We start from the raw sequence: 21,738 nt of genomic DNA, 5'->3' as shown, positions 1-21,738 counted from the left end.
TCCATCAATCAATGCATGTCCTTGGGGCGCGATGAACGCTTTCCTATCCAAGGGCCGCGCGACTTCCCGAAGGTCGTGATCACTTTCCCGAACTCGTTGAGAACAACCGTCGCACCTCGCCCCTTCCCTTGGAACCGCCATTGTAGACCTCTGTGATCCACCATATGGGTGATCTTCTTCGGGTCGCGTACAGCGTCAACCATCTTCTCCAGGTTGACCCCTCGACCGTCATTGCGTCCAATTGCTTGGTGCAGGCCGTGCGATACGTAGCCGGTGATCTTGTCCGGTTGATTCGGATGCATGGCGCAATTCGAAGTCCCGTTGCAAGCGGAAGGCCCTTCGTTGCTCGGAGCGGAGGTGGCGGCGTCCTCGGCCTGCCCCCTGGCCTCGCTCTTGATCTCCTCACGAGCCTTGCTGCCGGCCGACTGCTTCGGACTGGCCTTCTGCTGCTGAGCCGGCTTCGCCTTCTGCGACGGCTTCGGCCTGGGCCTCGGCTGCGACTTCGGCTGCGGCCGGGGCTTGGGCTTGGCCTTGCGGGCGGCTGCGCGGGCCGCCTGGGCCCTCTTCGCCGCCGCGCGCTGTGCGCGCTGCTTGGCGCGGGCGGCGGCCTGGCGGGCTGCCGCGCGCTTTGCCGCGGCGCGCTGTGCGGCCCGTTTGGCGGCGGCGCGCTTCGCCGCGGCGGCCTTGCGGGCGGCTTCGCGCTTGGCCTTGGCGGCGGCCTTCTTCCGGGCTGCGGCGATGGCGCGCTTGCGGGCTTCGGCCAGGAGCCTCTTGCGGAGGGCCTCGGCCGCCTTGCGGGCGGCGATCTGTGCGGCCCGGCGGGCCGCGGCGCGGATGGCCGCCTGGATCGCGATACGGGCCGCGATGCCGATCAGGATGGGGAAGAAGAGGCCGTCGGGGTCGGAGAAGGTGGCGGGGGCGTTGTTCGCGTAGGCGTAGGGGTTGATGGTGGCGGGCTGCTCGTAGTCGACCATGGGGTCGACGGACAGGAAGCGACCGGTGGCGGGGTCGTAGGGGCGGGCGCCGAGCTGGGTGAGACCGGTGTCCTGGTCGCGGGTGCCGCCGACGAATCCGCGGTATCCGGGCCAGGTGGACGGGGCCGCGCCGCGGTCCTCGCCGAACGGGGTGAGCAGGCGCCGGGTGACCGGCATACCCGCCGCGACCATGTCGACGGATGCCTGGGTGGAGCCGTGGTGGTCGGCGAGGAGGACCTCGCGTCCGCCGTCGGAGGAGCGGACGGTGGTGGCGCCGTCGGGGTGCGCGTAGGAGCGCTGCACCGATTCGGTTCCGTCCGCCTTGACGGTCAGTTCGGTCTCGCCGAGGTAGAGGGTGGTGGCTCCGTCCGAGCCGGTGCGCAGGAGGCGCTCGCCGGAGGCGTCGTAGAAGTAGGAGGTCTTCTTCTCGCCTCCGCCTTCCAGGGGTGCGGTGACGGATTCCAGGTTGCCCTCGACGTCCCAGGCCAGGGACTGGGTGGTGCCGCCGATCTGGCGGGTGGTGGTGTTGCCGGCCGTGTCGTAGCCGAAGGTGGACCTGGTGGTCCCGTCGGCGCCGGTGGAAGTGATCTCCCTCAGCCGGTTCGGGCCGCCCGCGTCGCCACCGTAGCTGTAGGTGCGGGTGATGTCCTTGGCGACATTCCCCGCGGGGTCGTGCTCGACCATCTTGGTGCGGTTGCCGGACGCGTCGAACGCGTAGGACTGCCAGTACGCCTCGGATCCGCCGACCGTCTCCTTGCTCGGGCCGTCAGCGGCGCACTTCTCCTTCGCCGTCCAGGCGGAGGTCATGCGGCGCAGTTGGTCGTAGGCGAAGCACTGGGTGTCGGTGCCGGTCTGCGCGTCGGGCATCCCCGGACCGGGGGTGCGGGAGATACCGGTGACGTTGCCTGCCTCGTCGTACGAGTAGGTGGTGTCGTCGATACGTCCGGGCTGGACGGAACGGTCGTGGACGACGCGGTCGGTCCGGCGGGTGAAGTCGTTGTGGAAGTAGGTGGAGAACAGCTTCTTGCCCGCGGGTCCGGCCTCGGAGCGCAGGATCTCCCCGTACTTGGAGTACGTGACATCGGTGACGTAGTTGGCGGCGCCGGAGATGGAGATGGGCAGGTCGTCACCGTTGTACCGGAAGACGAGGCGTTCCTTGGCCATCGGCCCGACCTTGGGCAGCTCGACCCAGGACAGGTTGCCCGTGGACGTGTAGGCGTAGGTGTACGTGTACTCGCCCGCGGCCTTCCCGGCCGTGCCGGGGATGGTGGTCCTGGTGGTGCGGGGGCGGTAGTTGGCGTCGTACTCCGTCACCTCGTCGCGGTAGGCGTTGCCGTCCTTGTCGTAGCGGATGGAGGCGACGGGCAGGCCCTTGCCGAGGGTGTCGTAGGTCCACTCGACCCGCTTGGGGCCGCTCGCGGAGCCCTCGCGCAGGCTGGTGGGGCGGCCGCCCTTGTCGAAGGTGGTCACCAGCTTGTTGCCGCGGGCGTCGACGACGGTGGTGAGGTCGTCACCCCGGTCGTACTCGAAGCGCGTGGTGCCGCCGTCGGGATCGGTTGCCGAGGTCTGTCGGCCCCGGGCGTCGTAGGTGAAGGTGTGCTCACCGCCGCCGGGCTCGGTGACCTTGGTCAGCTGGTCCTGGTCGTCGTAGCTGTAGGTGGTGTCCTGCCAGGCGGACAGGTCTGCCTTGGTGTACTCGCGCAGCTTGGTGTCGCGGCCGTCGGTGTCCTGGTAGGTGGTGGTCACCGTCTCCCCCTTGGGCGGGGTGACGGTGACGGCGTCGCCGTCCTTGACGGTGGTGCTGCGGAGCTTCTCGTCCCCGTAGTGGTAGGTGACCTCGGCGGTCTCCTCACCGAGGCCGTCGAAGACGGCCCGGGTCTGCGAGGGGACCACGTTGTCGCCGACGGTCAGCAGGCTGGGGGCGACGTTCTGGTCGTTGAAGTAGCCGTCGTTGCTCTTGTACGCACGGCCCACGCTGTCGTAGAAGGTGTCGCTCACGATGCGGCCCTCGCCGCCGACCGAGGCGTCCTGCGTCTGGCGGGTGCGCAGTAGACCGTCGAGGATCTCGTAGCTCGTGGCGTACGAGCCGTCGTCCTTCAGGGTCCTGTTGGTGACGATCGTGGGGCCGTCGCGCCGGATGGTGTAGTCGTACTCGGCGGACGGGGACTGGGTGGCCGGGTTCCGGTCGATGTCCCAGACCTTCAGCAGGCGCCCGAGCGGGTCGTAGCGCATGTCGACGCGCTTGCCGTTGGCGTCGATCTCCGCGGTGGGCAGGCCCCGGTGGTCGAACTCGGTGGTCTCGGTGTGGCCGAGCGGGTCGGTATCGACCTGCTTGGTGGGGACGGCGCCGGTGGCCGGGGTGAAGGCGATCCGGGTCTCGTCGCCCTCGACGTCGAAGGTCTTGGTCTCCCGGCCGTGGATGTCGTACTCGGTCCGGTCGACCGTGATGTGGCCGTCGCCCGCCGCGTTGAGCTCCTGGACCTCGGTGACCAGGCCCCGGGTCGGAGCGGCCTTGTACGCGCCGCCGTCGTAGAGGGACCGGGTGTCATCGATGACCTTGCCGCCGGGGGCACCGCACGCCCCGGTAGTGGTGATCTCGCGGGACTCGGTGTCGAGGATGTGCTTGGCGGTGTTGCGGGCGTACTCGATCCGGGTGCACGCCTTCTTGCCCGAAGGGGTGGTCTCCTCGACCTCGGTGGGCAGTCCGGCGCTGTCGTACGTGGTGGTCTCCGAGCTGCGCCGCCAGGTGGCGTCCTTGACGTGTTCACGGGTCTCGGACTTGACCGGGGAGACCATGTACGCCTGGAGCGGGGTGGTGCCGGTGCGCATGCGCTCGGCGGTCTTCACCGCGGAGGGGGTCAGCTTGGTGGCCGCGGCGATCGCTCCGCCGTCGGAGGCGTAGGTGATCTCCTCGCGCAACTGGCCCTGGAACTCCAGGCGGTCGGCGATCTTGCCGCCCTCGGAGTCCTCGATCTCCACCGAGCGGGTGCCCGACGGCAGCTTGTCGCCGTGCATACCGCGGAAGTAGCGGTTCTCGGTCAGCTGCTTGACGTCGGTGCCGGACCCCAGCCGGGTGCGGACCCGCTCGTAACCGCGGTACTGCGACCAGGTGCGCCGCTTGGCCTCGGTGTTCTCGGAGTCGTCGTACGCCCAGGCCGCGCCGCCCAGGTACTCGTAGCTCGTCACCTTGGCCACGGCGTCGGTGGCGTTGTCCTCCTCGCGGACCTGGGTGACGACGTACTTGTGGAAGTAGTCGGTGATCGGCTCCAGGGCGCCCTTCGGCGTCCAGTTCTGCGGGTAGCAGCGCAGCGTGTTGGTGTGCGCGTTGGCGGGCATGGTGCCGCCGCGCTTGCACTGCTGCGGGGAGTAGGTGACGCCGATCGTGCCGCCGTTCTCGGTGTCCACGGCGTGGATGCGGTAGCGGGAGAACGGCTCCAGGCCCTCGAAGCCGTCGACCCGGTTGTCCATCTGCTCACCGCGGAAGGTGACCTTCGGCATGGTCGCGGTGGTGCCGTCCTGGCCGTGGCCGGTGCGCTCGATGGACTTCAGCCACAGGGCGGGTGAGGTGCCGTCCCCGGTGGCGGGGAAGTTCTGGTCCAGGGTGAAGGAGTCGACGTCTCTGAAGCCTCCGTTGTTGACCTGGGTGGTGATCTTCGTGAGGCGCTTGGTGGACCAGAACGTCGGGGAGTTCTTGTCCTTGCACTGGTCACCGGCGTTGCACTGCTGGTCGATCGGGGTGTCGGGCCAGTGCTTGGCGTTGGCCGGGGACCGGTCGCTCTCCGCGCAGGTGAAAGCGGAGCCGGGTATGCAGCGCTCGGCCACGGTGAACGTGATGCGTGCGGCGGCGTTCTGGGTGAACAGCTTGTCGGCGCGCTGCCCGTAGTCGATGTTCTTCAGGTAGGCGCCGCGGTCGTACTTCACGCCGGCGGGCTTGTTGTTCTTGCCGTAGTGGTTCGACTCCTTGGCCCACCACAGGGACATGGCGTCGCCGCGCGGGTCGACGACGTAGTCGAGCATCCAGCGCCAGCCCTGGTCGCAGAACGAGTCGGCGAACGCAGAGGCGCGGCAGGGCTCCCCTGCGTGGTTGCCCGCGACCGGCACGGTCAAGGTGGAGTTGGTGCGCTGGGCGGCTGCACCGGGCAGCTTGTTGAGGCCGAAGTGATACTGGGTGCCGTCCGTGGTGGTGAGGACCCAGTACTCGCCGCCCTGGGTGCCGTTCTCCGCGCCGGTCTTGCGCTCCAGCTTGGAGCCGTCGTCGTCCGCCGGCCGCCAGGTGACTTCGGCGTCATCCTTGCCCGGTTCGGCCGAGGGTGACTTCGGGTCGTCCTTGACCAGTTCGGTCGAGGTCCCGCCCAGGGACATCACCATCTGGTCGGAACCGAAGCACAGGTCCCCGGTCTTGCCCGCTTGGCCGGGGTTGTTGGCACCGGTTCCCTGGTCGTCCGAGCAGGAGCGGTATCGGCGCTCGATGAAGCCGGGCTCGTAGTCCCAGCCCTCGGCGATCCACGAGGACTGCGCGTTCGTCGAGGCGGTACGCCCGTCGACGGCCTGCGAGGAGTAGCCCAGCGCGACCTCCGGCTCCGGTCCGCCCGGGACCTCCGGCGCGTCCACGGGGTACGTCCACGAGAAGCCGCCCGAGGAAGAGCCACCCATCCAGGAACCGGAAGGAGAGAGCGACGTGGCGGAGTAGTCGCCGCCCGATCCCGCCGCTCGCGCCACCGCGGCCAGGGCGAGCGGCTGGGCGGCGCTGCCCGCGCGGGCCTGGGGAAGGTCGATCTCGCCGGTCAGCTGACGGGCGGAGGTGTCGTTGTGCTGGGTGAGCGACTCGCCGGTGGCGGTGTCGACCAGTTCGAGGCGGGAACCCCAGTTGGCACCGAAACTGCCTTCGAAATCACGGTAATTGAACTTGACCTGGGCTTTACCCGAGGGTGGTGCGTCAACCGTGGACCGGGCTCTGCTCGCCATAAGCGGAACGGTGGGAGTCACCGTGAACAGGACCCCGTTGACGCCCGCTTGTTCGGCGGCCTTCCGGTCCAGGACCTCGATTTCCACGAGGCCGGTGTCGGCGACCTTCTCGGTCCGGTCGCCATCCGCCTGCCGCACCGATACCGGCCCCGCGTCGACGGCGGCCGACCTGCCCTTGGCCGAGGCCGCGGCGATCCGCTCGGTCTGCTTGCCGGTCGGCCAACTCTCCTCGGGTGCCTTCCAGTTGCGGTCCGTGCCGCTGGAGCGGTCCTGCTTCCCCGGTACGAAGTCCTTGCCGGGTATGGACTTCTCGTGCCGTACGCCCGGTGGCTCGGTTCTCTGCTCCGCGGCCTGGGCGACATCCATGCCCGGGATCAGGGAGGCCAGAAGCGCCACCATGGTCACGATGGCGATGGTGACCAGCACCTGGGCCAGGTAACGAATTTTGGGCAGCGTGGTGTCCACGTACACGAGGGAATCCTCACAAGATCGCCGAGAGGCGCTCAATGTAAAGTTAATGTGAAGGTAAAGTCAATCCTTGACCTTTCCTTTTGGATGCAGATCACTGGCCTCTGTGCGGCCAACTCCCCGGACGGAGATGATCCGCGACCGGAAGGACCGCACAGAGAGCTTCACGCAAGATGCACATACGGGCCCGAATGCCCCTGTGTGACTTGCGGCTATCGACTTCTCAGCAGAAGAAAGTGACTACATGTCGCACATACCGGGCAGGGCGAGACTGCGGCGCACCAGTGCGCTCCTCGCTGGCCTCCTCACCGCCGCCTGCCTCTCAGGCACGACTCCCGCCCTCGCTTCACCGGGGCAGCCCATAGAGGTTCCTGACGAAGCGACGGCCCTCATGGCTGCCGAGGCCAAGGCGTCCGCACGCGCGACGGCCGAGGGCGAGCCGGTCGAAGTCGCCTCCGCCCGTACGGAGACCGGCGAGGTCCACGCCATGCCCGACGGCACCATGCGCCGCACCGAGCACACCGCTCCGGTGCGCGTCAAGCGGGCCGGCCAGTGGCAGGCGATCAACACCGACCTGCACCGCAGCGGTGCCCGGCTGGCCCCCAAGGCGGCCCCCGGCGAAGTCACCTTCTCCGCCGGTGGCGACGGGGAGCTGGCCACCTTCACCGACAAGGGTCGCAGCGTCACCCTGAAGTGGCCCGACCCGTTGCCGCAGCCGCAGTTGGACGGCCCCACCGCGACCTACCCGGAGGTCCTTCCCGGTGTGGACCTGGCGGTCTCGGCGAAGCTGGACGGCTTCGGGCACGTACTCATCGTGAAGGACGCACAGGCCGCGGCGCAGCCCCGTCTGAAGACCATCACCTACGGCCTGGAAGCGGACGGGCTGCGGGTCGAGAAGGACGAGGCGTCCGACACCCTCCGCGCCGTCACCCCGCAGGGTCAGGAGGTCTTCTCCACCTCGACGCCGCGCATGTGGGACTCATCGAGCACCGGCACGGCCCGCCGCGCCGCCCTCGCCCAGGAGTCCGACCCCGGCGTCCAGTCCGCCGACCTGCCACTGACTCTCTCGCCCGACGCCCTGACGCTGACGCCCGACCAGGATCTGCTCAACGGGGAGGCCACCACCTACCCGGTCTACCTCGACCCGAACTTCAACGGCGCGAAGCAGGCGTGGACCATTGCCTACTCCCGCTACCCCTCCACCTCCTACTGGAACGGCGCCAACTGGAACGGCAGTTACAAGGACCAGCCGCGCGTCGGCTACGAGCAGGACTCCAGCGGCAAGTCCCGCGCCTTCTTCCGCCTCAACTCCAAGGGGCTGGGCGGGGTCCAGGTCCTCTCCGCCCAGTTCCAGATCACCAACACGTACTCCTGGTCCTGCTCCGGGCGCAGCACCGAACTGTGGCTGACCGGCGGCATATCGAACGAGACCACCTGGAGCAAGCAGCCTTCCTGGTCCACCAAACTGCAGACCAAGTCCTTCGCCTACGGCTACAACTCAAGCTGCAACGCCCGCGCGGTCGACTTCGACGCGAAGGTCGCCGCCGAGCGCGCCGCCGCGGGGAACTGGGCCAACATCACGGTCGGGCTGCGCTCCACATCGGAGACGGACACCTACACCTGGAAGCGGTTCAACAACAACCCCAAGATCATCATCAGCTACAACCGCAAGCCCAACACGCCCTCCAGCATGCAGACTTCGCCCTCCACCAGCACGAATACGGCCTGCAACGTCGCTCCCTACGTCACCCTGGGCAACACGGACGTGACCCTCAGGGCGAAGATCTCCGACCCGGATGGAGGCACGGTCAAGGCGCGCTTCCACCTGTGGCCCACCGGCAAGCACCCCAACGACGCGGCGGACGGGGTTCTGGTCATCAACCGCGACGTCCAGGTCACCTCCGGCAGTATGGCCTCCACCGTGGTCTCCAAGAACGACCTCAAGCGCTACGAGGGCTTCGGGTCCGGGGGGCGGTTCTCCTGGAAGGTGTCGGCCCTCGACGCCCACACGTCCTCCGGATACACCCCCGCCGGTGGCGGCTGCGCGTTCGGCTTCGACTCCAGCCGTCCCTCATCCCCTCCCGGCGTGACCTCCACCGAGTTCCCGAACGGTGACAGCGGCACCTGGGGCGCACCGGCCAGGACCGAAGGATCGTTCACCCTGGCCTCCGGGGGCGTTTCCGACGTCGTGAAGTACACCTATGGGCTGAACAGCAACCCGCCCACCACCGAAGCCACTCCGTCATCGGCCGGCGGTTCCGTGACGGTCAGGCTCACCCCCACCCACACCGGTCCCCACGTCCTGTACGTCGTCAGCCACGACGGGGCCGGCAACAAGTCCGACACCCAGGCCTACCTCTTCTACGCTTCCAGCCCCGGGATCCCCGAGAAGCCGGGTGACCTCAACGGCGACGGCCACCCCGACCTCTACGCCGTCGACTCGACCAGCAACCTGCGCTTCTATCCCGGCAACGGTGAAGGCCGCTTCGGCGCCCGGATGGACGTCTCCACGACCAGCCAGTGGGCAGGCTCCCTGATCACCCACCGCGGCGACTGGACCGCGGACGGGTACGAGGACCTGATCGCCCGCCGGAGCGACGGCAAGCTGTGGCTCTACCCCACCGACGGCCTCGGCCGCGTGGATGAGGAGACCCGCCAGGAGGTCGGTCAGTTCGCCACGCCGGGCGAGCCCGAGTACATCGATCCCGCCTCCGTCGACCAGCTCGTCTCCCTCGGCGACATGAGCGCCGATCCCGACGCCGCCAAGGTCGACTTCGCCGCCGTGATCGGCGACACCCTGTGGTACCTGCCCGGCTACACCGGGGGCAACCTCGACTACGGCTACCCCATCGCCGACACCGGCTGGAAGAACATGACCCTGGTCTCCCCCGGCGACCTCGACGGCGACGGCCACCCCGACCTGATCGCCCGCGACACCGTCAGCGGTCAGGTCTGGCTCCACCGGGGCAAGCCCGGCCCGGACGGCGGAACAGACCCGTTCTCCCTCGCCGACCCGGCCACCCGCACCGCCTACGCGACCGGCCTGCCCGCCACCACCCACCCGCTGATGACCGCGACCGGAGACGCCAGCGGGGACGGCGTCACCGACCTGTGGTCCACCCACCTGGTCACGGGCAGCGGCAACCTGATGTTCCACCCCGGCCGGGCAACCGGCGCGGCACAGCCGCCGCTCCTCGTCGGATCCGGCGGCTGGCACACCATCAGGTCCATCGCCTGACCCTGCCCCGATGACTCCCAGGGCGGTGCGGCCCGAACGCGAAGGAACGGCCCGCGCTGCCCCGGGAGACGGCCGGAAGACGGCAGTGGTCCGGTTGAAGCAGCCTCTCGGGCGGCAGGCTTACGCTCGCAGGCCGGCATGAAGAACTTGGTGATCACGGCAAATGCCGGGACGCCAGCTCAAGATCGACGAGCGTGTGGCGGAGCGTGGCAGCCCCTCGACGGCCTTGGGACCGCGCCACGACGCTCCCCAGGCGTCCGCCGCAAAAGGCCAGGTCAGACGCGTCTGAATGCGCTGACACGTTGCGACAGCGAGTGCGGTACCGCGCGGCGCGCAGCTAGTACCGCACGAAAAAAGCCCCGAAACACGCGTTTCCCCAGGTCAGAACGATTCTGCCTGGGGAAACCCGGTGGGGCGGGTGGGACTCGAACCCACGGCCGACGGATTATGAGTCGCCAGGTTGAAGACTGGCTCACTCTGGCTGACTCCGAATGCCCTGGCTATCAGGGGTGCTGCCGGTCCCTCACGCTGGCAGACTCCGGTAATTCTGGGAGCCTGCGGGACCTCCGCTCACGCACCGCTCACGCAATCCCTACGGGCTACATGCTGGCTGACCTGCACGGATTCCATTGTCCCGCACCCCGCCGTGCACGGCAATGGTGAACGCGAAGCAGCCCCCGCCTCGCGCGAGAGGCAGGGGCTGCTCCATCCGACCGGCCAACGGGGGTGCGCCGGGCGGAAGCGGATTACACCGGGGGGCGGCCCGGTGTCGGGGTCGGCTTCGGGTTCGGCAGCGGCGGACCCTGGTCGGGCGGGGTCTGCGGGGAACCGCTGCCGTGCTTGCCCATCTCGATGCGCCGGGCGGTCAGCTTGTACACCCCGAGCGGCGGGAACAGGTCGACGCGGCGCGGAGCGTTCGCGTCGGCGCACCCGCCGCACAGCAAGTCGCGCTGCCCGTCAGCCACGGGACGGGACGCGGTGACCGGCTCCGTCCAGCAGGCCTCGCAGAAACGGACGTCGGTGTCGGACAGGGTGAGGGTCATCGGTGCCGCCCACGGGCTGTTGCAGGCTGGGTGTCGGTGGTACGCATGGTGGTGCCTCCGTCCTGATGGATGGGTGGTGACCCGCTCCGGCCGCTGTCCTGCCCGGGATTGCGCGGTCGGGGCGGGAGTCAGTGGCGCCGGGCCTGGCGGACGGCCGCGCGGAGACGGGCAGCCGTCGGGCACGGGATGTCGGCGCGGCAGGTCGGGCAGCTGATCGTGTGACCGAGGAGCGTCCGGTACTCCGTGTCCTCCGCGGTTGCCGTCTTCACGACGCACCGCTGTGGCACTCGGGGCACTCGCAGGCGGGGAACTGGTGCGTGGCCTCGGGCCGTTCGAGGGGGACGACCTCAGCCTCCTCGCGCACAACCCGGGTGGTCCCGTCGCGGTTTACCTCATACACCTTGATCGTCATCACGGGTAAGCCCCCGTCGCAGTCGGTGAGATACGCCAGACCGTAGGGAGCCCCTGTGCGCGCACACCAGCGGTGTGCAGATCTGTGCGCACAACCACCCCTGCGGGTGTCACAGGCGCAACGCCCCCTTGACCCACCCCCACCCGTGCCCGACGGTGTTGCACACAACTGCACACCACCAAGCCGGAGGAAGCCCATGTCGTTACAGTTCATCGGAATCGACCCACAGACCGGCGACGAGGAAAGCCCGACCGTATGGGTCGACCAGGAGAAGGGGGAGCTCGTCTTCCAGGGGTGGAAGCCGAGCCCCGAACTCGAAGCCGAGTGCGCCGCCCTCACACTTCCCGGGCACGCCGTAGGAATCCCCGACACCGAAGCCGTCGTCCGCATCCCCGCAAGGATGGCGGACCTGATCAGGAAGGCGTGCGATGCCGTCGAACGTGCCGACCAGGTTCGCTGACCTCCTGGCCCAGTGCGAACGGTCCGCCGTCCACCTGGAGATGCGGGACGCTTACGCCGTCGACAAGGAGAAAGGCCCGTTTGCCGAGTGGCAGGCCGGCTTCCGCCACGATCCCGCCGATCGGATGTCCTGGTGGCGCCCCTGGCTCGACCTGGTCGCCGACACCGTCGGCCGCGGCGTCACAGTGCGCCGGGCCCGCATCGTGTCCGAGCCCGTCAGCGACTACATCCGCTACGAGCACTCCGGCACCTTCACCAACATCGCCGCTGGCGAACAGGTGCGGTGGCTGCCCCGCCGCCGCGCCTCCGACATCGCCCTGCCCGGCAACGACTTCTGGCTCTTCGACGACCGCCTCGTCCGGTGGAACCACTTCGCCGGCGACGGCTCCTCCCAGGGCCCGGAGGACACCACCGACCCGGCAGCGGTGAAGCTGTGCAGCGACGCGTTCGAAGCCGTGTGGGACCGGGGCGTACCGCACGACAAGTACGACATCCGCTGACGACCGCACCCGGACAGGCCGGCACATGACCACATCCCCCTCCTCCTCGGCTCAGGCCGCGCGCGAAGTCGTCGCCCGACGACTGCGCGACCTCCGCAAAGGGGCCGGGCTCACGGTCACCGAGCTGGCCGCCGGGTGCGGCTGGCACCACGCGAAGACGTCCCGCATCGAGAACGCCCGCACCGCGCCCTCCGCGGGCGACATCCGCCGATGGTGCCGGACGGCCGGGGTGGAAGCCCTGGCCGAGGACCTCATCGCCCAGTCCCTGCACGCCGAGTCGATGTACACCGAGTGGCGCCACCAGATCCGCCACGGACTCAAGCAGCTACAGAGCAGCTCTGTCACCTTCTTCCGGCAGACCGAGCTGTTCCGCGTCTACTCCTCCTCGCTCGTCCCCGGCCTCCTCCAGACCGAGGGGTACGCGGCCGCCGTCCTCGCGATGAGCGCCCGCTTCCGCGACCTGCCCGTCGATGACAGTGCCGAAGCCGCCCGCGCCCGCGTCGACCGCTCCCGCGTCATCCACGAGCGGGGCCACCGCTTCGTCCTTCTCATCGAGGAGGCGGTACTCCACTACCGGATCGGTGACGCCGACGCGATGGCCGCCCAGCTCGGCCACCTCCTCACTGCCGGCGCCCTGCCTGCCGTGTCGTTGGGCATCATCCCGGCGACGGCCCACCGCGAGCAGTGGCCGCGCGAGACGTTCCACGTCTACGACACCTCGCTTGTCTCCGTCGAGCTGGTCTCGGCCCGGGTCCGCATCACCCAGCCGAGCGAGATCGCCGTGTACGCGAAGGCGTTCGAGGAGCTGCGGCAGACCGCCGTGTACGGGGCACCGGCGCGCGCCCTCATCGTGAAGGCCATCGATGCCCTCGGCTGACCCCGGGCATGACGAAGGGCCCCCACCGCCGCGAGGCGGTGGGGGCATTGGGGTGACGCTCGCGACCGCAAGCTCGTCGCGGCCCGACCCTCAGTCAGTCGCGATGTCGTCCGCGTTCTTCTGGCACGCGGCCACCGCGACGAACCCCACACCACAGGTTTGGGCGTCGTTTGCCTGGACGGAGGGGGACAGGTCAGCACCGCCACAGTGATTGGTGGCCGTAAGCACTGGCAGTTGGGCCATAAGCCCCTGCACACCGCCACTCCCTCCAGACGTATGCCCATGCGGCTGGTTCGCTGCGTTGAGGTTGGCGCAGCTCGTACCGAAGGAGGGGCTGAGGAAGTCTCCGATCCCCCCAGCGTTCGCGGGCGATGCGCTGACTACCGCTCCGCCCAGTGGCACGGCCGTCAGAAGGAGAGTGCCGAGTGCGATGCGCTTGTTCATGGGCTGTGAACGACAAGGGGGCGGGAAGGTAACTCACGAAAGGCCCCCACCGCCGCGAAGGCGATGGGGGCCAGGTCACGCGTCTTCCGCGCCCCGGATCAGGGCCGCGTCGGTCGGGTCGGGTGGCTCCGGTGGGGTCTCCCCGAGGTCGAGCAGTCGCGCGCGGAGCTGCCGCACGTATCGCTGGAGCGCCCGCAGTACCCGGAGCCGGTGCGCGGATACCTCCGCCACCGCCTCCAGTGCGCCCGCCGTACCACCGCCCGGGTCCGGATCGGCGCCTCGCGTGCGGGAGATCAGGGCCACGGTGATTGAGACGATGCCGCCGACCACGATCGCCGCGATCCCGCCCAGCCCCTCAGTGTCCATACCGTTCTCCGTTCGGGTTGCCGCCGGTCTGCACCGCCTCCACCAGCCGTGCCTCCAGGCCTCGTACACGACGTCGCAGGCTCAGGAGCTTCCGGGTCGCGGCGGCGAGGATCAGCAGCAGCGACGGGACGACCGCCCACGTCACCCCCGAGTACCAGCCCTGGCTGAACTCCGACAGCGCCCGTGCCCCGGAGTAGGCGACCGCCCACATGGCCGGCGGGCCCGCGGCGGCAGCCCACCCCCACCAGTCCCGGGCCCCCGGCCGGAACGCCGCCAGCACCGACAGGGCCCCGGACGTAATCCAGACGACGCCCCAGGCGGAGATCGGCATGCGCCCGCCGAAGAGCAGCGCGCTGACGCCGTGGACGGTGCCGAACCTCGGGTTGTCGATGAGCCCCACGCCGTAGTTGATCCACCCGAATCCGCAGACGAGGAGGGCGGCGCCGCGGTACCCGAGGCGGGCCCGGAGCCGCCGGGCAACCGCGGCCCGCATCAGAGACCCTGGCCGGGGGTGGCCCGCTCCGGGGCGGCCGGCCGGTTCGGTACGGCGTAGGTGATGCCCAGCGCGCCGAGCACCGCGAGGACGATCGTCACGGTCTCTCCGCTGGTGACGACCTGGTCCTGCACGGCGGTGACCGCGGCGGCCGCCCCGGCAGACAGGCCACCGACGATGGCCTTCGCGGCGTTGCTGATTCTGATCATGATGGTCTCGATTCCTTAGACGGGCTGCGCGAGTGCGCGGCAGCCGATGACGGTTCCGGAGGCGTTGCGGACCTCGCGGTAGGGGACGAGGAGGTCGTTGCGCCGTGTGGCGAGGCCGAGGGCGACGACGAGGGAGACGATGTACTGGTAGCCGTCTCGCTTGGGCGGGAGGTTCTGGGCGTGCCCGAACTCGACGAGTTCGAAGACGGTGCCGCCGCCGAGTTCGATCGTGGCAAGCCGCGCCGGGGTGGGCTCCGGCTCGTAGACCTCCATGAGGTGCGCGTCGAGGTCGTCGCTGCCGTCCTCGCGCTCTCCCCAGTAGAGCCGGATGGGGTGCGGCGTCAGGTTGAGGATCATGCGCTGGTCTTCTTCTCCAGCGCGGTGACGCGCTTCTCCAGAGCGTCGATTCGCTCGTCCGTGGTGGGGGGCTTCGGGGCCGGCGCCGGGGGCTTCGGTGTGGTCGGCGGCTTCGGGGCGCTCGGCGACCAGCTGGCCGGGTGCTTGAGCCGCTCGGCCACGTCCTTCCGGACGGCGTCCATCCCGCCCGCTAGGCCGCGCGGGTCGATCTTCCCCGGCTGCCACTCCGCATGGCCGATCACCGAGGTGGTCCCGTCCTTGCCCCACTTGTGGGCGCGGAGCACGGCGGCCGAGGCGCGGACGATCGCCTCACGCTGCACCGCAGGCCAGGGGTCCGAGCCGTTGCCGAGGTTCTCGCACTCGAAGCCGTAGAACCTCGCGTTGCCGTCGGTGTTCGCCTCGTTGTCCGCAGGCAGGGCCTTCTCCGCGATGACCGCGGCGAGGACGTCGCCGTCACCAGCACCCGCGTGGTTCGCCCGTCCGTACCCGACGAGGTGCACCGTCCCGTCCTTCGCGATCACCCCGTGGCACAGCGGGCCGGGAAGCTGGGAGTGCCCGTTGCGGCACAGGGCGACCGTGGACGCGGTGCCCTTCGTCACGGTGTGATGGATCATCACCCCGTGGACCGGACCCCACGCGCCCTTGCTGTTGCGGTTGTGGGCCCGCCAGTTGCCGACCTCCACGACCTTCACGCCCTCGGCGCGCAAGGCCGCGAGGAACGCGGCGGCGGACAGTGGTTGGGCCATGACGGCCTCCAGACATGACGAAGCCCCGGGCCGGGGTGGCTCGGGGCGGGTGGGTGAGGGGTGGGTCAGATGCGGTTGTGGCCGGGGCTGGTGGTGCCTCCAGCCCAGTCGAGTACGGCGCCGGTCCCGGTGACGACCAGGGCGACGCCGGCGGCCCAGGAGTTGCCGGTGAGGTCGTTGCCCGCGATGACGGCGCCGGTCGCGCTGGTGTGCGCGCTGATGCCGTTGACGGTGGTCACCGTGCCGCCCGCCTTGCGGATCTTGTTGCCGGTGACGGTGCACCGCACGGCGTTGTTCGAGAGGCGGATCGCGGCGGACGCGGCCCCGGCGATGTGGTTGTTGGAGAACAGGGAGTCGCCGCCCCCGCCGACGGTGATGCCGTGGTTCGCGGCCGTGCCGACGATCGTGTTCCCGTTGACGGTCGCGCCCGTGGTGTCGGTCAGGTTGAGCCCGTTCGACGCGGACGAGGTGATCGCGTTCGCGGTGACCTGGGCGTCGGTGCACTGGTTGACGTAGAGACCGGTGGAGCCCATGGCGTCGATGCTGTTCCCGGTGACGCCTGGGGCCCGGCAGTGCTCGACCTGGACCCCGTTCGCGCCGCCCGTGGCCCGCCCGTTGACCGTGTTCCCGGTGATGCGCACCCCGGAGTGCTTGGCGGTCGCGAATCCGAGGACCCTGATCCCGCTCTCGCCGCCGGGTCCGTCGATGATGTTGTTGGCGATGACGACCTGGTCGGGGGTGAGCGCGTATCCGGCGGTGGCCGGGTCGGGGACGGTCATCGTGATCCCGGCCTTGCCGGTGGACCGGATGATGTTGCCCTCAATGACCGCGCGGCGCCACCCGTACCCGCGGATGCCCTCGGACAGGGTGCCCTCGATCACGTTGCCGCGGATGGTGATGTTGTCGTAGTAGGTGCCCGTGCGGATGGTGTGGGAGCCGACGAACCGGCCAAATGGCCCCAGCGTGCTGGACGGTCCGCTGTAGCAGCCGATGACCTCGATGTTCTTCGACGGGGTGCCGTCGAACAGGCCCACCGCCGTGGACCCGCTGACCGCGATGTCGATCTGCAGCGCCTCGGAGAACTGTCTGGTCCCGCCGCTGCTCAGGTCGGCGAAGCCGAGGAACCGGCAGTTGATCGCGCGGCCTCCGTCGATCGCGTTGAACTCCAAGGCATGCGCCTGCGACGTGTTGAGGATCGTCGCGTCCCTGACCTCGATGTTCCGGGCGTGGTTGAAGCTGATCACGTCGTGCAAGCCGCTGGTTTGGCCGGGGCCGGTGCCCGCGTTGCCGTCCCACGTGCCGCCGAGGACCGCGATGTTGGAGCGGCCCTCGTAACCGGCCCAGCTCTCGCTGGTGTTGGCGTAGTTGTGGAGGAGCCCCCCGCCGCCGGTCGCCTTGATCGTGGCCCCGTAGGCGCGGATGGTCGTGTTGTCGTAGGCGCACAGGGACCCGGCGCAGGCGTAGGAGCCGGGCGGGATCAGGACGGTCCCGCCGCCCGCGTTCCGGGCTGCGTCCAGGGCGGCCTGGATCGCGGGAAAGTCGTCGGTGACCCCGTCGGCGGCACCGTCCACGACGTACCAGCCGGGCATCCCCGCGTTCATCAGGGCCTCGTCGGCGGTGGCCTGTGCGGCGGCCGCCGCAGCTGCTGCGGCGCCGGCCGTGGTGACCGCTGCGGCGGCCGCCGTCTGGGCGGAGCCGGACGCGGTGGCCGAGGCGTCGGCGGTGTCCAGGGCGGTCGGGGCGATCTCTCGGGCGGCCTCGTACCAGCGGACCGGGGACCCGGTGCCGTCCAGGTACTGCCACTCGATCGCCCGGGTGTCGGCGATGCGGATGGTGCGGATCGCTCCGGGCTGCGCGTGCCCGGACGGGTTGGAGCGGAGCTGGCCGATCGGGGTGGTGCCGTCGGCCTCGAACAGGGCGGTGATCGGCTCCCCGCTGCCCGCCCGGCGGACGTTGACGGGGTAGTCCGGGATGATGTCGCCGGCCGCCGTAGTGAGGACGGCGGACGGGTTCCCGCCGAAGGTGTAGAGCATCTGGGGGCCCCTCTCAGTCGAGCCAGTAGGAGCCGGAGAGGTCGATCCAGGACGGGCCGGTGCCGCCGGAGACCTGGAGACCGTCCTGGCTGAACCAGCACAGGGCGCCGGAGCTGCCGAGCGCGGAGGAGCTGCTGTTGCCGAGGACCTCCATGCGGCCGACACCGGTCATCGGGTCCCCGGCCAGGGACGCACCACCGGCCCAGGTGGAAGGCTGCGCGGGCCTGCAGTCGGCGGGAACGTCCCCCACCTTGACCCCGCCCATAGCGAAGGGCGTGCCGTCGGTGCGGATCAGCCGGCCACGCACGTGGACCTCCATACCGACCCGGCGGACCTGCGGGGTGAGCTCCCCGGACTCGTATCCGGCGGCGAGACTGATCGTGCGCCACGCCGGGAGCGGCTCGTAGATCGTCGCCCACACGTTCCCGGTGGCCGTCTTCAGCCACAGGGACCCGTTGTTCGCGCTGACCAGGGTGTGGATCGGGGCGGCCGCGTACAGGGTGTCGCGCTCGGCCTGGTCGGCGACGTGCTGGACGAGGTGGGGGTCCAGGGCGCCGGCGAGCGCGGCGAGCGCGCCCGGGCCGGCGGGGGCGTCGCCTCCGGCCGGGACGGGGAGTTGGGCGTAGCCGAGCTGGGGCATGGGTGAGCTCCTTAGGGTGCGGCGAAGGTGATGCGCAGGGCGCCGCCGGTGACGGCCAGGTAGTCGGTGCGCCCGTTCGCGTAGATGGCCAGGCCGCGGGCGCTGCCGGAGGCGAGCGCGGTCCGCCAGGAGGAGGGCAGGGTGGCGGTGCCGCGGGAGCCGACGGACAGGCGCAGCAGGTCCTCCGGGTCGGAGCCGAGCGACAGCTGACCGGACGGCGGGGAGGTGTAGTCGTGCAGGTACACGTGCAAGGGCCTCTTGGCGTTGACGCCGGAGCCGCGGGCCCGGGTGAAGGTCACCGTCATCGAGGAGACCGTCTTGCCCGCGCAGGCGGCGGCGATCTGCGTGCCGTAGAACCAGCCGCCCCGCCGGTTCCCGCGGCCGGTCCAGTCGCCCTGGGTGGGGTTCGAGGCGTAGGAGTCGGGGCGCCCGCCCCGCCAGGTGCCCGAGGAGGTCGGGCTGATGGTGACCGGGGACGGCGGCCGGACCGGCGGGGCCGGCGGCGGTGGCTCGGTCGTGGCCGCGAGCTGGTGGTAATACTCCGCCTTGCCGCCGGGCCCCTTGCGCACGAACGTGCCGATGACGGACTGCCACCCGGTGCCGGGCGGCGACTCGGTGCCCCAGGACACGGCACCGACCACCTGAAGATCGGTGGCCACCTCGGCGGCCAGCTCCCGGATCTCGGCCTCGGTGGTCTCCCCGGGGTCGTCGCCGAGCCGCCAGACGACGGCCGGCCGGGCACTCTTGGTGACGGCGACCCAGTCCCCGGCCGCCCGGTTGCGGTAGCCCTCCGAGCACGGCACGTCGAGCAGCAGCTCGTCGCCGATGCGCAAGTTCACGCCGCGGTCGGTGACGCCGTCGACCTGCGCACTGCGGATCTGCAGCCCGGCCTGCGGCTGCGGGGCCAGGAGGTGCCCGAGCTCGAACGCGGGTGAGGTCATATCGCCAGCCTCCTCGCCGTGGTGCGGGTGGTGCAGGACATGGACGCGGCCCCCAGCTGGTAGGGGCAGGAGTCGATGATGTGGCGCTGCCACTCCCCGGGCCGCACCTCGACCTCCACCACGTCCCCGGCCTCCAAGGCGGGGTTGCAGGCGGAGGTGAAGCTGAGCGAGGCCTGGATGCCGAGGGAGTCGGCGAGCCGCGCGCGGCCGACCTCCTGCGCCTGCGCTATGTCGGTGATCAGGGCCGATGCGTACCGGGCCGCCCTGATCCGGACGCCGGTCAGGCCTTCGCGCTGCGGGGCGAGCGGGTCGCCCACGGGGTCGGGTCCGGCGTAGGTGAGGCTGCCCGGGTCGTCATCCCACACGTAGACCGGGCCGATGGCCGCCCCGCCGTCACCACCGTCGCCGCTGATAGCCCACAGGTTGACGAGGCCTTCGGAGGTCTCCTGCTCGGCAGGCTGTACGAGGGCCAGGCCGTAGGGGATGCGCCAGACGACCGGGTCGGCCAGCGTCGGTACGGGGGCGAACGTGGGGATGCCCCGGGCGTCCGCGTACACCTCAGCGCCCATGGCCGCCGCGATCCCGGTCCCGACCCCGGAGGTGTCCAGCCCGCCGGACAAGGCGCCCCACCGGTCCTCCTCGATGACGAACGCGGGCACCGGGGTCCCCGCAGTGACGCCGGGCCGCCAGGCGACCGGCACCCCGGGCAACGCCTCCCCGATCAGGACCTCGGCCAGGGCCTGCGCGGAGTCCGGGCCGACCATGCGCGGAGCCGGAAGGTCCGCCGAGCGGATCGCGTCCTCCCGGCCCAGGAGCTCGACTTCGGCCCCGTGGCGGGTCCGGGTGAGCCGGTCTACGACGTACACCCCGGCGGGAATCCACTCCACGTCCATCCGCGGCCCCTTAATCCCCTGCCACAGGCGGACCTGGGTGACCACGCTGTTGACGCCGGAGGGGCCGAGGGGGACCCCGGCCAGAGCGGCGGTGCCGGAGTAGCGGCACTCCGCAGTACGGTCCGGCCGCACCTCGGCGCCCACCAGCGTCGGCACCGGGACCCAGCTCTGCCCCCCGTCGTTGGACCAGTCCGCCCGGATCGGCCGGCGGGCCGCCCCGGCCACCGCCGCCAGGGCCTGGCCGGAGATCGGCAACATGTCAGGTCACCCCGTTCGTGCTGAGGGACGCCCAGCTGCTGTAGGAGGCGGCGACCGCGTCCCACGTGGCGAACTGCTGCGCCACCGTGTCCCAGGACCAGCCGGGGATGCGTAGCGGAGCTCCGGCCGTATCCGGGCGGGCCACCGGCTCCACCGCCCAGGAGAACTGGTAGCCACCGCTGGAGCCGAGGCGACCGGTGGAGACCGGGCCGGTGATGTCCGCCGGGACGTGGAACGCGTCGGGCAGGGTGACGTACCCGGGCCGGGTCTGCAGCAGCAGCACCCCCGACCGCAGCAGCCTCCGCACCTGGTCCACGGCCTGCGGGGGGACGTCGATGGTGAGGGTGTACGCCTCGGCGGCGTGCTGGTCGTAGGCGACCACCCGGTACGGGGAGCCGGGCACGTCGACCACGTCCTGGCGGCCGGCCGCCGTGGCTTCGGGGCGCCCGACGATGACGGCCCGCAGTGACAGCGACGGGTTGTCGATGCTCTTGAGCCAGACGTCCCGCACCTGCCCGGGCGCCGGGGCGGGCACGGTCACCGCCAGGGACGAGGACGGTCCGGTGGTCCCGTCGGCGTAGAGGGGGGTGGCGGTGTAGATGACGGCGACCCCGAGCGGCGCTTCGTGGTCGTAGGCGGTGCCCGCGCCGCCGATCGCCCACGCCGGGTCCGCCGACCGCACCGGCACCGGGGCCGGTGCGCCCGGGTCCTGGCGGACGATGCGGACCTGGCGGACGGCGGCCGCGCCGGGCAGTGCGGTGACCCGCACCGACGGGGAGGCGTGCGCCGCGCCTTCCCACTGTCCGCCGGGCAGCGACCCGTCGATGTACTCGCTCGGGCTGCCGGCGCCGGTCTGGATCATCACCGCGTCCGAGTACCAGACCGTGCCCGCCGGCGCGGTGTAGGCCACCGCGATACGGTCCACCGTTTTCCCGGCGGGCACCGTGTACGTCACCGACATCCGCACCCACTGCCCCGCCACCGGGGGGACCCCCGCGGTGACGGTGCCGTGCGTCGTGGTCGCGTCCCGGAACGCGAAAAAGACCGTCGTCCCGGTGCCGGGGACCTTGACCCAGGCGGAGGCCCGGATCGTCACCCCGGCGGCGACCGGCTCACACAGGTACTGCATCCCGCTGGTGGCTCCCGCCGCCGTGTGCTTGGCGCACGCGATGCCGTACCGGGAGTCCGTCGTGACCCGCTCCCTGGCCGATCCCGCGTACTGCTGGGTGTTCGCCAGGTCCACCTCCAGAGACGGGTTGAGCGTCAGATTCCGCGCGGACGGCGGGGTGTTCGCGTTGTAGGCGAGGACCACCCCCGCCCACAGCTCGTCCACGGTCGCCGCGAGGTACCCGTCCGGAGACGTGACCCGGGCGGGCGGTACGACCAGCGGCGCGCCCGGGTCCACGATCATCGGCATGAGCC

At 70.5% G+C, this 21,738-nt stretch carries 16 protein-coding genes; 4 read left to right on the top strand and 12 right to left on the bottom strand.

Translation table 11 applies throughout. From position 1 onward, the window contains the following. Nucleotides 1–8 precede the first annotated feature (8 nt). Nucleotides 9–6,410 carry an RHS repeat-associated core domain-containing protein gene (locus R2B67_RS26365; protein ID WP_317821539.1) on the bottom strand — a complete coding sequence of 2,134 codons (6,402 nt, stop codon included), beginning with the start codon at nt 6,408–6,410 and terminating at the stop codon, nt 9–11. Nucleotides 6,411–6,798: 388 nt separating this feature from the next. Between R2B67_RS26365 and R2B67_RS26360 the strand changes: the two genes are divergently transcribed. Further along, the gene (locus R2B67_RS26360) at nt 6,799–9,645 is read left to right on the top strand and encodes an FG-GAP repeat domain-containing protein (RefSeq protein ID WP_317821538.1); all 2,847 of its coding nucleotides are present in this window, start codon (nt 6,799–6,801) and stop codon (nt 9,643–9,645) included. 746 nt (nt 9,646–10,391) lie between these two features. Here the strand turns inward: R2B67_RS26360 and R2B67_RS26355 are convergent. After that, a complete protein-coding gene (locus tag R2B67_RS26355; RefSeq protein WP_317821537.1) occupies nt 10,392–10,688 on the bottom strand; it encodes a hypothetical protein in 297 nt (98 codons plus the stop codon). Between the two features lie 608 nt (nt 10,689–11,296). On the opposite strand from R2B67_RS26355, the gene R2B67_RS26350 reads away from it, so the two are divergent. Genes R2B67_RS26350 through R2B67_RS26340 form a run of 3 tightly spaced genes read left to right on the top strand, consistent with a single transcriptional unit; the run spans nt 11,297 to nt 12,936 of the window. After that, entirely contained in the window at nt 11,297–11,560 is a 264-nt protein-coding gene (locus tag R2B67_RS26350) for a hypothetical protein (protein WP_317821536.1), read from the top strand. Beyond that, the gene (locus R2B67_RS26345) at nt 11,529–12,059 is read left to right on the top strand and encodes a DUF6879 family protein (RefSeq protein WP_317821535.1); all 531 of its coding nucleotides are present in this window, start codon (nt 11,529–11,531) and stop codon (nt 12,057–12,059) included. The genes R2B67_RS26350 and R2B67_RS26345 overlap by 32 nt, the downstream gene beginning before the upstream one ends. Nucleotides 12,060–12,084: 25 nt before the next feature. Then, a complete protein-coding gene (locus R2B67_RS26340) occupies nt 12,085–12,936 on the top strand; it encodes a helix-turn-helix domain-containing protein (RefSeq protein ID WP_317821533.1) in 852 nt (283 codons plus the stop codon). 519 nt (nt 12,937–13,455) lie between these two features. Here R2B67_RS26340 and R2B67_RS26335 read toward each other — a convergent pair. From R2B67_RS26335 to R2B67_RS26290, 10 genes are all read right to left on the bottom strand, one after another. Then, nucleotides 13,456–13,746, bottom strand: a complete 291-nt coding sequence (locus R2B67_RS26335; RefSeq protein ID WP_317821531.1) for a hypothetical protein — start codon at nt 13,744–13,746, stop codon at nt 13,456–13,458. Beyond that, the gene (locus R2B67_RS26330; RefSeq protein WP_317821530.1) at nt 13,736–14,239 is read right to left on the bottom strand and encodes a hypothetical protein; all 504 of its coding nucleotides are present in this window, start codon (nt 14,237–14,239) and stop codon (nt 13,736–13,738) included. Before R2B67_RS26330 ends, R2B67_RS26335 begins: the two co-directional genes overlap by 11 nt. After that, on the bottom strand, nt 14,239–14,448 hold the full coding sequence (locus tag R2B67_RS26325; RefSeq protein WP_317821529.1) for a hypothetical protein: 210 nt from the start codon (nt 14,446–14,448) through the stop codon (nt 14,239–14,241). Before R2B67_RS26325 ends, R2B67_RS26330 begins: the two co-directional genes overlap by 1 nt. Nucleotides 14,449–14,463: 15 nt before the next feature. After that, nucleotides 14,464–14,805 (bottom strand): hypothetical protein, encoded by a 342-nt coding sequence (locus R2B67_RS26320; RefSeq protein ID WP_317821528.1) that lies wholly within the window; start codon nt 14,803–14,805, stop codon nt 14,464–14,466. Continuing rightward, complete coding sequence (locus R2B67_RS26315) at nt 14,802–15,551, bottom strand: N-acetylmuramoyl-L-alanine amidase (RefSeq protein ID WP_317821527.1); 750 nt, start codon at nt 15,549–15,551, stop codon at nt 14,802–14,804. The genes R2B67_RS26320 and R2B67_RS26315 overlap by 4 nt, the downstream gene beginning before the upstream one ends. Before the next feature lie 65 nt (nt 15,552–15,616). Further along, on the bottom strand, nt 15,617–17,584 hold the full coding sequence (locus R2B67_RS26310; protein WP_317821525.1) for a right-handed parallel beta-helix repeat-containing protein: 1,968 nt from the start codon (nt 17,582–17,584) through the stop codon (nt 15,617–15,619). Nucleotides 17,585–17,597: 13 nt separating this feature from the next. Continuing rightward, nucleotides 17,598–18,224: a hypothetical protein gene (locus tag R2B67_RS26305; protein ID WP_317821523.1), complete on the bottom strand. Its 627-nt coding sequence runs from the start codon at nt 18,222–18,224 to the stop codon at nt 17,598–17,600. A gap of 11 nt (nt 18,225–18,235) precedes the next feature. Continuing rightward, entirely contained in the window at nt 18,236–19,165 is a 930-nt protein-coding gene (locus R2B67_RS26300) for a hypothetical protein (RefSeq protein ID WP_317821521.1), read from the bottom strand. Further along, entirely contained in the window at nt 19,162–20,316 is a 1,155-nt protein-coding gene (locus tag R2B67_RS26295) for a phage tail protein (protein ID WP_317821520.1), read from the bottom strand. Before R2B67_RS26295 ends, R2B67_RS26300 begins: the two co-directional genes overlap by 4 nt. 1 nt (nt 20,317) lies before the next feature. Continuing rightward, complete coding sequence (locus tag R2B67_RS26290) at nt 20,318–21,733, bottom strand: hypothetical protein (RefSeq protein ID WP_317821519.1); 1,416 nt, start codon at nt 21,731–21,733, stop codon at nt 20,318–20,320. Between the last annotated feature and the right edge of the window lie 5 nt (nt 21,734–21,738).

The sequence above is a fragment of the Streptomyces cyaneofuscatus genome, from assembly GCF_033109485.1.
Lineage (GTDB): Bacteria > Actinomycetota > Actinomycetes > Streptomycetales > Streptomycetaceae > Streptomyces > Streptomyces cyaneofuscatus.
This window is presented reverse-complemented; position numbering and strand designations above follow the sequence as displayed.